This window comes from Microcoleus sp. Pol12B4 (genome assembly GCF_036701385.1).
Classification (GTDB): Bacteria; Cyanobacteriota; Cyanobacteriia; order Cyanobacteriales; family Microcoleaceae; genus Microcoleus.
The window spans coordinates 1-10870 of sequence record NZ_JAUBQR010000230.1 but is presented as its reverse complement, the minus strand read 5'-3'; the positions used below and the strand labels follow the sequence as shown (position 1 = coordinate 10870).

Here is a 10870-nt window from a genome sequence, read left to right as displayed (position 1 = left end):
GTTTAACTGCTTATCAATCTATTCAACAAGCTCTCTCTACTGATGGCTCCCTTTTTTCCCCTAGTTGAGCAATTACCATTAACGATTAGCAAATTATCCAAAATTTTGTTCGGCATTAATTCCGAGAAAATTTCTACTATTTATTCCGAGCGGTGTGCTTCTAGTTGCGCTGGTGATGCGTTGGAATTACTCTGGCTGTCGTACTTGTAGATGTGAGCGTCACTCTCGAAAATATAATTGATCGAAGTAGCGGCATAGTAGCTCAGCGCTAGGAGCGACAATAGATTAAGAACTTTATAAATTGGTTTCTCAGATACTTGGTTCATTTTGACTCCTGCTTTTTATGCAAATAACTAATTTGGATACCGTGACGGCACTTTTTTTTAGAAGTTCCCAAACATCTCGCAACTCTAAAAATTTAGCTGGCTCTCGTTAGACACTCCTGATGCCCGATCGCCCAAAATAAGTTTTACTGGCGATTTTAGACGACAGTTCTTGTTGCCTATTTCATATTGCAGTCTCTGCCTTTAATTGTGTATCTAACTGCGGTAAGAGTTAGGCTATTTGGACGCAAACGAACTCTACAATTTCCCATTTAGAGCTGCTACGATTTGAAGAAAGGGAGCCGGAAAAGGTTAAAGGGCAAAGAGCCTAGCTGTTTTCCAACGCCTAGCCAGGATTTTCCCACATTCGATTAAGGGTACGTAGCCATCGGTAGTATAAAAATTCTTAAGCTGGTCAGCAGCAGGCGAAAATATGTCTGAAGTTATATTTTTGCAAGCAACAAGCCATGTTACATTAAATATCAATTTTGAGCTTGGTTGAGGTGGCAGATAATTTTTGGGTAAAAATGTTGTGGTCGCTGTCCGATAATTTGAGTCTGACACTTTTGCCTGAACAATTTTGACTGAGCCGCACCATTAAATCACGATGTGACAAAAAAAGTAGGCCTCAGTCGATTGGAGACTTCGGTGTGATACGTTCAGCGAAGGCTGAGTCTATCTGGCTCAGTTGAACAACTGGAAATAGGAGATTTATTCCACAGATGAATCTGATAGCTGGAACAACAGCCTCAAGTTTTGGGCTGCTGCCGGCTGCTGTGGGAAACTTGTATACGTTTTTGGGCGGGGTCAAAAAGCAGAAGGCAGAATTTGATAGCGGTAAAAAAATACTGTTTTAGAATTCAGAATTTTTCTGGGATTCTACCTTCTAGCTAAACTTATTTTTTCATCAAAAAGTATAAATTACTCGCTGCCTGGAGCGATGCACGCCGAATAATTTAGGACGAGATAAGCGACTGTTTTGAAGCCCGATCCTTCCCTAATTTATTATAATTCTTGCTCGCATTGAGCTGTTTTTACCACAGACTTTTTGCTGGTAATTTGCAAAAGGGATAGGGGCAGAACAACAGGCCAAAACAGAGGCCCGATTATTAAGGCTATCCAAGATATTACGTCTTTTTTAGATGTCGCAGTATCATTCCAAAAACTTTTGAACCAAACAATAAAAACGATTAAGGCAATCGAAAAGTAGCTAATCATTATCATTTTTTTACCTGCCTGCCTATAGATGGGATAGAAGTATTTATAATTATTGTATCTCAGGCCGTGGCTCGCCGATCGCAACTTTATTCCCTGAGCTGCAAGCTGCAAGTGTCTAAAACCCAAAGTTTCACATATCTCCGAGTCCAGAGCCTGCGATGTTGAGCGGACTTACTCCCGCCACGCAGCGGTCTTGGGAACTCAAAGCCTTGCGTTAAGGGCTTTTTGAGGTTTTGTCAAACCTTGAGGCTACCACCCCAATCATAGCTTATGCGATCGAGGTATTTGGTTATCTGTGATTTAAATCACGTATACTGGCAGAATTCGGTCACAAATCGAGGCAAGAAGGATCACACAGCTTAGCCGACTGCAATCACCCTACTTTTTTCTCAAATGCTTGATATTGCAATAGTCGAGTTCAACGAGATTTCATGCAAGCTCTGACTTTAAAATCTGATCGCGCCATCGCTGAACTGTTCTATCAAGTCACTCATTCAGGCAATCTGACTCGCATTGAAAGCCACGGACTGCGCGAACTCTGCCAAAGCGCTCTCAGCGAAGACGCCAGAGATGCAGTCAACCGCCTGCTGCACGCCATCCGCCGCGGATGGGTCAGGATTTCCGATTAGTCCCCTCAGACACAAAGTTGAGATGAGTATTTTTACTTTCTCTCCTGTCAAGCTTTGCCAACAATCAGATTTTTGTGAGTAGGTCGCTCCATTAACCCTCTCCAAAAAAAGTTGTACTGCGATCGAAAAGCTGGACCCGGTTTCTTGAAGAAGCCGGGATTTTTGATTTGAAGCAGCCAGTAGATTTTAGATTTTAGATTTTAGATTTTAGATTGACTTCACAGATGAATCTGGAGCTTGAACTTGAGCTTAAAATTTGGGTCGAATCCCCGCTCCTGTCGGAAACTTGTATCGGTTTTTGGGCGGGTTATTAAGTATATCCACGGAACAAAGACCACACCAAGAAACTAGGTAAATGTAGGTAAAAGCGGGTTTCTAAACAGGCTAAACGTTTTACTCTGAATTAAGCCTAGCGCTTTCGCTAGCAGTCATTAGTAATCTGTTAATAGATAAATCTTAATTTATTTGTCACGGTTTCTTAACCAAAAGTAGAGATGTGGGAGTTGCCAGAAGCTAGGAATCGGGACGGGGTTTGTGTTTCAAGTAGCAGAGCTATCGAATAAATATCCGATCCCCATGTCCCGCTGACACAAATCACTCATCAAGAGCTAATCGATCACATTTACTCCCGTAGTTGAATCACATAAATTTTGGAAAAATTAGTTAATACTGTCAAAAGTGAGTTCAAAATAAAACACATGATGAGAACCCAAACGCTGTTACCTCAATTTACTATTGCAGAGCTAGTCTTTCAGGTATATCACTCCGGTCTGCTGACTCCCACTCACCGACAACAGCTCAAGACAGCGCTGTTAAATGACTGTCTTACCGAAGAAGATCAAACAGCCATCAACCGCTTGCTCCACGCCGTTCGCCGGGGCTGGCTGAAAGTTGTAGATTAAATTATTGTCAATTTTTTTTGCCACTCTCTTGAAATGAACTGTCATTGAATTTTGGATTTTACACTTCCGCAAGCGCTCAGTCGAACCGTAGAGTCCCGCTCACTCGAACAATTTGAGATTTTAGATTTACTCCACAGATGAATCTGGGAGCTTGAACAAGACTCTAAAATTTTTGCCTCTCCACAACACGAGTCCGGGGCTTATCTCGATTTTTGCACGCCTGAGATTAGCACAGAATTAAATCCCCTTAAAAAAATCAGGCATTAGCCTAAATGTAGGGTGCACCACAAGCACCCTGCGGTTTTAACTTCTATTTTTTCAGCTTATTTAGTCAGAGATTGTGCCGTCAGGCATCATGGCCTCTCTCAGATTCGCTTCATCCAAATTTGTCCCGCGCAAAGAAGCTTGATGCAAGTTTGCTCCCCGGAGATTTGCTCCCTTAAGGGAAACTCCGCTCAAATCTGCTTGATGGAGATTTGCACAGCTCAAGTTAACTCCGCTCAAATCGGCTCCCTTCAAATCCGCTTTTTCCAGATTTGCTTCCGTCAAATTTGCCCAGCTCAGATTTGCTTGAGTTAAGTTAGCACGGCTCAGGTCAGCTTGTGTTAAGTTCGCGTCGGTTAAATTTGCTTTACTCAGGTTGATTCCACAAAGTTTCACTTCTGTCAAGTTTGCACCTTGCAAGTTAGCGTTAACTGCATAAACTTGAATCAAAATTGCCCCCTGAAGGTTTGCATCTCTCATGTCTGCACCCCTGAGACTCGCCCCCGTTAAATCGGCCCCGCTGAACACGACACTCCGCAAGATGGCTCCGCTCAAGTTCGCTCCCACCGCGTCGCATTCGCCAAAATTAGCGGACATGAGGTTGGCTTGGGAGAGGTTGGCTTGGCTAATATCTGCTTGATACAGATTAGCTCTGTAGAGGGTGAGACCGATCGAATTTGCACCTTTTAAATTAGCGTGACTCAGGTCAATATCACGCAAATTTGTCCTTGACATCTTGACCCCGGCTAGGTCTACTTTGTGAAAAACCCGTTCTCCGGCTGCATACCGTCTGAGAAGTTCATCTGCATCCATGTCATTTTCCCCAAAATAATTAATAATACCTTTGATATTTCAATAATATTAGGAATGAGTGACCTTTACGTTTCTTGGTCTGAGTACCATCGGAAAATTGAGGATTTGGCTGTAAAAATTGAGGAATCTCAGTGGAAATTCGATCGAATTGTCTGTCTGGCGAGGGGAGGGCTGCGCGTTGGGGATACTCTGTCGCGGATTTTCGGCAAACCTCTGGCGATTTTAGCTGCCTCGTCCTATGGTGGGGCTGACGGAAATGTCCGGGGTGCGATCGAGTTTGCCCGCGATTTGACAATGGTGGGCGACAATTTGGGCAGCCACATTCTCCTGGTTGACGATTTGGTGGATTCGGGAATTAGTTTGGATCAAGGTATCGCTTGGCTCAAGAGTCGCTACGGCGAGGATATTCAGGAAATTCGGACTGCTGTACTCTGGTACAAGGCTTGTTCTGTTGCAAAGCCGGATTATTATGTAGATTATTTGGCTGACAATCCTTGGATTCACCAACCTTTTGAAATGTACGAAAAAATGAGTGCGGCTGATTTTGCGACGAAAGTTGGGAGTTAGTTAATAAAAGACTAAAGCCGGGTCAACCTTTAATAGAGTTTTGCCGATATTTTGCACTTTTTTGCATAGTCCGTCAGGGGTTAAAAACCCCTGTCTCATAGCTAAAGTCCTCTGAAAGAGGACTGGATATTTATCAAGGTTGGGCAGTCGGTTGAAACCGACTTTAGCTATGAGACGGGGAGTTAATTCTCCGGCGGGCTTGTGGGTAAGCGCCAATCTGCTGATACCATTACCGAACCGAAAGAATACGATCGCCCAATTCCATACTATCTGCCAAAACTTCCTGCCGCGCCCACCTATCCGCGGTCAAAATATCGTCTAAAGCAGGGCTTTCACAGTTATCAGTTTGATGTTTGTCGCAGACCTTCTCAATCAACTTCGGAATATCCAAAAACTGAATCTTCTCCTCCAAAAATAGCGCTACCGCCTGTTCATTTGCCGCATTCAGCACCGCAGGCATCGAACCGCCCGCACGTCCAGCCGCATAAGCCAACTGCATACAAGGATACTTTTCGTGGTCGGGTTCTCGGAAAGTTAAATCCCCAGCTTTTACCAAATCCAGCCGTTCCCAATCTGTATGAATTCGCTCCGGCCAAGACAAAGCGTAAAGCAGCGGCAAGCGCATATCCGGCCATCCCAATTGCGCCAAAACCGAGGTATCTTGCAGTTCAATTAACGAGTGAATTATGCTTTGAGGATGGATGACAATATCAATGTCGTCATAATCCATTCCGAACAAGTAATGAGCCTCAATTACTTCTAATCCTTTATTCATCAAAGTAGCAGAATCGATCGTGATTTTCTGCCCCATCGACCAATTCGGATGTTTCAAAGCATCGGCTACTGTTACTCCTGCTAATTTGTCGATCGGCAAATCTCGAAAAGAACCGCCCGAAGCAGTGAGAATAATTCGTCGTAACCCGCCAACCATAACACCTTGGAGACACTGAAAAATTGCTGAATGTTCCGAGTCAGCAGGCAATATTTTAACGCCGTATTTTTCGATTAAAGGGTTGACAACGGGGCCCCCTGCGATTAATGTTTCTTTATTGGCTAAGGCGATATCTTTGCCTGCTTTGATAGCCGCAATTGTTGGCAGCAAACCGGCACAGCCAACTATGCCCGTGACAACGGCTTGAGCGTCACCGTATTGGGCAACTTCGACAACGCCTGACTCGCCCGCAAGTAAAATAGGTTGAGGGTCGAGATCTGCGATCGCGTCCTTCAATTCCAGTAATTTATCTTCGTCGCAAACCGCGACAATTTCCGGTCTAAACTGGCGAATTTGCTGGGCCAGCAACGTTACATTTCGTCCGGCGGTTAACCCGACAATCCGAAATTGATCGGGGTATTGAGCTACAATATCCAGAGTCTGAGTGCCGATGGAGCCTGTGGAACCGAGAAGAGTTATTGCTTTCACAATTTTTTAATGTTTTGTGGATTATTCTAATATTACGATTGCGGGGATAAAAATTAGTGGTTAACTATTGCGTGGAAAGCACATTCGATGGAATCATATTTTGAGTGACCACCTAGTGCCAGATTTCATGCAGAATAGGGAAAATGTTGCTGATGACCGTGAGGACATCAGTGTCTCGATCGCCGAAAATATAGAGGAAGGTCGATCGCAGCTACCGTCGAGTTTGGTTTGGGCGCTCGCTGCTGCTGTGGCAATTTTCTTTTTGTGTAGCAGTTTACGGCACGCTTTATTCCAATCAACTGCTTTCGATTTGGGAATTTTTGACCAAGCAATTTACTTAATCAGCCAAAACCAAACGCCTTTTTCTTCTTTAATGGGGATTCATATTTTGGGCGATCACGCAGCGGTAATCTATTATCCGCTAGCTTTGCTGTACAAAATTTCCCCGGATGTGCATTGGCTGCTGTTTGTACAAGCAGTTGCATTATCCCTAGGGGCTTGGCCTACCTGGAGCTTAGCGCGTTTGGCAGGTTTGAATCAAGAACAATCGCGTGCGATCGCATTGATTTATTTGCTCTATCCGGTGGTATTTAACATCAATTTATTTGATTTTCACCCTGAAGTAATCGCTTTACCCGCACTTTTTGCAGCAATTTTAGCGGCGCGTTTAAATAAAATTTTGTGGTTTTGTACCGCTATCCTGTTAGTTCTCAGTTGCAAGGCGGTTTTGTCCCTAACCGTTGTTGCTATGGGTGTCTGGCTGTTTTTTTGCGAAAAAAAGCAACGGTGCGGGGCGATCGCACTTTTGCTAGGTGCAGCTTGGTTTTTGATAGCTTCCCAGAAAATCATCCCCTTGTTTAGCGGCAGCGAAGTCGCTGGAGTCGGGCGCTACAGCTATTTAGGCAAATCCGTACTAGAAATTATCATCAATCTCATATTAAAACCACAATTAGTATTAGGAAAAATCTTTTCATTCGATACATTCAAATATTTATTTCTCCTCACCTTACCTGTGATTTGGCTGCTATTGCCATTTTCCGGCAAACTACGCCTACAATATTTAAAAGCGCTAATTCCTGCCATCCCTACCCTGCTGATTAATATCCTCTCTGACTTGTCCTTTCAACGCAGCTTAGCCTATCAGTATTCAGTGCCTGTAATTCCCTTTTTATTTTTAGCATTTATCGCAAAGGAAGAAACAAGGAACAGGGAAAAAATAAAAGGCAACAAGGAAGAGGATAAAGCAAATAAGCAACATTTTTTAACATGGGTCAATCTGCCACAATTTAAAAACTTCCGACTTTCTCAACTTTGGCAGGGAATTCAATTGCCGAGAATCATGATAATTTGGTCATTACTAATTTTCCTGTGTGTGGGTGAATATAAAGATTTTTATCTGTACCTAAATAGACTAGATACCTGGCAAGCTACACGCGAAGCAGTCGCACAAGTTCAAGCACAAAGCAGTATTTTAACAGATAATAGACTTGCCCCTCACTTTACCCACCGCCCCATAGTAAAATTGCTGTCACAAATTTCGCCCCAAACAAATTTAGCTGAATTTCAATACATATTATTAAACCTGCGCCATCCCTGGCCGGATACTGAAAAACTTGGTGCTACGTTAGCAAATAAACTTAAAATTTCTCCCGATTTTAAATTAACTTATCAAAAAAACGAAGTCCTGCTATTTAAACGAAGGGCTGATTAAAAAAATAAAATGCTAACTTTGAAATCCCTAAAATCTCATCCAGTATTTTTAATGATTGTCGTGACAACGATAGTCTTATTTACCGCCAGCAGCGCGCGGCACGCTTTGTTTCAGTCAACTGCATTCGACTTAGCAATTTTTGACCAAGCAATTTATTTAATCTCCCAAAATCAAACGCCATTTTCCTCTTTAATGGCAATAAATATTTGGGGCGATCACGCTGCTTTTATTTTCTATCCACTAGCTTTACTTTACAAAATATATCCAGATGTTCACTGGCTTTTTTTAGTGCAAGCTGTTTCTCTAGCTTTAGGCGCTTGGCCGAGTTGGAGTTTGGCGCGTCAAGCGGGATTAAACGAACCAAAAGCAATTGCAATTTCAGCCGTATATCTGCTTTATCCCGCAGTATTTAATGTCAATCTCTTCGACTTCCACCCAGAAGTAATTGCTTTACCAGCACTGCTAGCAGCAATCTTAGCTGCCAGGCTGAATAAAATTTTGTGGTTTTGTGCTGCTCTTGTATTAGTTTTGAGCTGTAAAGCCGTGCTATCTTTAACTGTGGCTGCGATGGGTTTGTGGCTGTTGTATTTTGACAAAAAATGCAATTGTGGGCTCATAGCTTTATTTCTAGGCGCGGGTTGGTTCCTGGTAGCTACTCAGGGAGTTATACCGTATTTTAATCAGGGAAGAGAACACGCGGGAATCGGGCGATATCAATATTTGGGAAACTCGGTTTTTGAAATTGCTATTAATTTAATAGTGAAACCAAATCTAGTTTTAGGGCGTTTGTTTTCTTTAGCGACTTTTGAATATTTAGCGTTATTGCTATTACCTGTAATTTGGTGGCTGTCCCCACGTCATCTGTCATCTTTAATGAGTGCTGTACCGATGTTGGCGATGAATATTCTTTCCGACATCCCAGCTCAGCGGGATTTAATTCATCAATATTCTGTGCCGATATTGCCGTTTTTATTGGTTGCCGTAATTTCCAGTTTAGCAGCTAGCAATCAGCAAAAGGGAAAAACAATATTTGATAGATTGCCAATTCCTAATTATCCATTGCCTAGACTCATTGTAATTTGGTCGTTGATTGCTTTCTTAGCTTTAGCGAAATACGGCTATTTTTGGACAATTTATTTGAATGGGTTCGACACTTTGCCAGCTACTAAAGAAGCAATTTCTCTTGTTGAAACCAAAGGCAGTGTTTTAACAAATGCTCAGATTGCTCCGCACTTAGCGCACCGCCCTGTAGTAAAATTAACTCAGGCTCAGGCGCCGCCTGCAAATCTCGCAGAATTTGATTATGTATTGCTCAACCTCAGATATCCTGGCTGGATGAGCGATCGAGATTTTGTGGAAAAGCTAGTAACTCAACTAAAAAACACCCCTCAATTTAAACTAAAATATCAGCGAGACGACATCTACCTATTTACCCAAAACGCTAACAAATAATCATCTTCTCCTCCTTTAACTGGTTCCCCGGCAGAGCCTGGGAATAGATGTCTAGAGGCTCTGCCTCGCTTGCGGAGGAAAATTGGAGGCAGAGCCTCCGGATCTTTGTTACCAGGTAGAGCCTGGGAACCAGTAAATTACCGCTAATCCTTCACTTTCAAAGCCCTTCTTGCCAACTTCACGTAAGTTTTCACAGTTTCATAAGGCATTTCCAAATCCGCAGCAATATCAAACAAAGATTCTCCCAATTCCCGGCGCGCCAAAATCGTCGCCCAAGTTTCAGCAATCTCAGCAGCGCGACTGCCACCTGTACGCTTTCTCAGGGCCATAAACTTCTTTGTCAATTCATCTATTCTCGCCGCCAATACGCTGTGTATCGACACTTCAGGTAGCGCTTCCGTCAACCATTGTGCTCGCGTTTGTCCCAATCCAAAAGTTGTTTTGTGGCCCGTGCCGCAGTAAGGCGCTAACCGCCCCAAAGCATAAAATAATTGTACAAAATCAGGGCGATTGTGAGCCGATCGCCCTAGCGCAAATTCCACAGCCCCAGTGAATCCCGTTACCATGCCTTTTTTGCCCGCCGCTACCTTTTGCGACGCCAATTTGTGGCGGCTAATAATTACATTCTCATCAATCCAATTCAAAAATTCTACTTGGTCAAAATTTACCCCTGAAAAGTTATTCCAGCGGCGCAAATAACTGTGAAAAACATTTTCGGGAACTGGCAAAGGGAAGTGATGGCCTTTGCTGCGAAAGCTTGTAGGAGTCACAAAACTAAGTTTGATGGTGGGCGAAGATGGGGATTCGGCTGTTAATAATTGCTGGTAAGTTGTGGGAGCAAAAGCAATATCCCAAGAGCGAATTAGCAGGGGAGCATTTCGCAAATCTATCTCTTCGGGCAAATTTTGCAGCCACTGACTCAGCCACTGCACTACTGGCTTTGAAAGTCCTGTTAAGTACCAGCGATAAATTCGATCGCCCAAAAGCTGAAATTCTTTGCCACTGGGGAGCAAATCACCTTCCAATCCCGACATAGTAAAGGCTTTTTCTGACTGTTCATCGTGCAAAAGTTTCGATAAATCCGGGTCAGTTTGCTGCACTTGACCTAAAAACCAAGCGTGCAAACCTATAGCATACTGCGCGTACAGATAGCTAGCAGCGCCGGGAGTCAATTCAAACACTAATCCGACTAACTCGGTGTCAGCCGGCCAAATCAGCCCAGAAGGAAGAGATTTTTTGCTGTGGGTGGGGTTCGGGGAAGTTGCCATCAGATGCGGTTCCTATAGCCGTCACAGAAAGAGCGCCGTGCTATCTTATCCAATTTTTATCCCCTTTGGGGGATCATAGGTGAGGGCGATCTATCGCCCAAATCTTTTGATCGGTCCAAAAACCCGGTATGCCACAAGTTTCCCGCACCCTCCGGGATAGACAAAAACCACTAAAAAACCAACAACCTAAAACTCAATCTTTGTCAAGGTTTTCCTCCTTGTAAGTAAACAGAAATATACAAGTGTTTAAAATCCTATTCTGCGCTACAATTGTCAAAAGCTCGTAGCATCCTCAACTCCGAT

General features: G+C 43.4%; 10 protein-coding genes. 6 read left to right on the top strand and 4 right to left on the bottom strand.

Annotated features, from left to right (window positions below):
* Positions 1 to 140: 140 nt before the first annotated feature.
* On the bottom strand, positions 141 to 326 hold the full coding sequence (locus QUA38_RS24125; RefSeq protein ID WP_333166380.1) for a hypothetical protein: 186 nt from the start codon (positions 324 to 326) through the stop codon (positions 141 to 143).
* 719 nt (positions 327 to 1045) lie between these two features.
* Here QUA38_RS24125 and QUA38_RS24120 point away from each other — a divergent pair.
* From QUA38_RS24120 to QUA38_RS24110, 3 genes are all read left to right on the top strand, one after another.
* Positions 1046 to 1180, top strand: coding sequence for a hypothetical protein (locus QUA38_RS24120; RefSeq protein ID WP_333166378.1), 135 nt, complete (start codon positions 1046 to 1048; stop codon positions 1178 to 1180).
* Between the two features lie 792 nt (positions 1181 to 1972).
* Positions 1973 to 2170: a hypothetical protein gene (locus QUA38_RS24115; RefSeq protein ID WP_333068233.1), complete on the top strand. Its 198-nt coding sequence runs from the start codon at positions 1973 to 1975 to the stop codon at positions 2168 to 2170.
* Between the two features lie 701 nt (positions 2171 to 2871).
* Complete coding sequence (locus tag QUA38_RS24110) at positions 2872 to 3072, top strand: hypothetical protein (protein WP_333076016.1); 201 nt, start codon at positions 2872 to 2874, stop codon at positions 3070 to 3072.
* Positions 3073 to 3399: 327 nt separating this feature from the next.
* Here the strand turns inward: QUA38_RS24110 and QUA38_RS24105 are convergent, their stop codons facing one another.
* Positions 3400 to 4149, bottom strand: coding sequence for a pentapeptide repeat-containing protein (locus QUA38_RS24105; RefSeq protein ID WP_333166376.1), 750 nt, complete (start codon positions 4147 to 4149; stop codon positions 3400 to 3402).
* 54 nt (positions 4150 to 4203) lie between these two features.
* On the opposite strand from QUA38_RS24105, the gene QUA38_RS24100 reads away from it, so the two are divergent.
* Entirely contained in the window at positions 4204 to 4716 is a 513-nt protein-coding gene (locus QUA38_RS24100; protein ID WP_333166374.1) for a phosphoribosyltransferase family protein, read from the top strand.
* Between the two features lie 229 nt (positions 4717 to 4945).
* On the opposite strand, the gene dxr is transcribed toward QUA38_RS24100, so the two are convergent.
* A complete protein-coding gene (dxr, locus tag QUA38_RS24095) occupies positions 4946 to 6136 on the bottom strand; it encodes a 1-deoxy-D-xylulose-5-phosphate reductoisomerase (protein WP_333166372.1) in 1191 nt (396 codons plus the stop codon).
* Positions 6137 to 6263: 127 nt separating this feature from the next.
* Here dxr and QUA38_RS24090 point away from each other — a divergent pair, with 127 nt between their 5' ends.
* Both QUA38_RS24090 and QUA38_RS24085 read left to right on the top strand, forming a co-directional pair.
* Positions 6264 to 7847 carry a DUF2079 domain-containing protein gene (locus QUA38_RS24090; RefSeq protein ID WP_333166382.1) on the top strand — a complete coding sequence of 528 codons (1584 nt, stop codon included), beginning with the start codon at positions 6264 to 6266 and terminating at the stop codon, positions 7845 to 7847.
* A 9-nt stretch (positions 7848 to 7856) separates the two neighbouring features.
* The gene (locus tag QUA38_RS24085) at positions 7857 to 9299 is read left to right on the top strand and encodes a DUF2079 domain-containing protein (RefSeq protein ID WP_333166369.1); all 1443 of its coding nucleotides are present in this window, start codon (positions 7857 to 7859) and stop codon (positions 9297 to 9299) included.
* Positions 9300 to 9442: 143 nt separating this feature from the next.
* On the opposite strand, the gene cas6 is transcribed toward QUA38_RS24085, so the two are convergent.
* Positions 9443 to 10567, bottom strand: coding sequence for a CRISPR-associated endoribonuclease Cas6 (cas6, locus tag QUA38_RS24080; protein ID WP_333096840.1), 1125 nt, complete (start codon positions 10565 to 10567; stop codon positions 9443 to 9445).
* Positions 10568 to 10870: the final 303 nt, after the last annotated feature.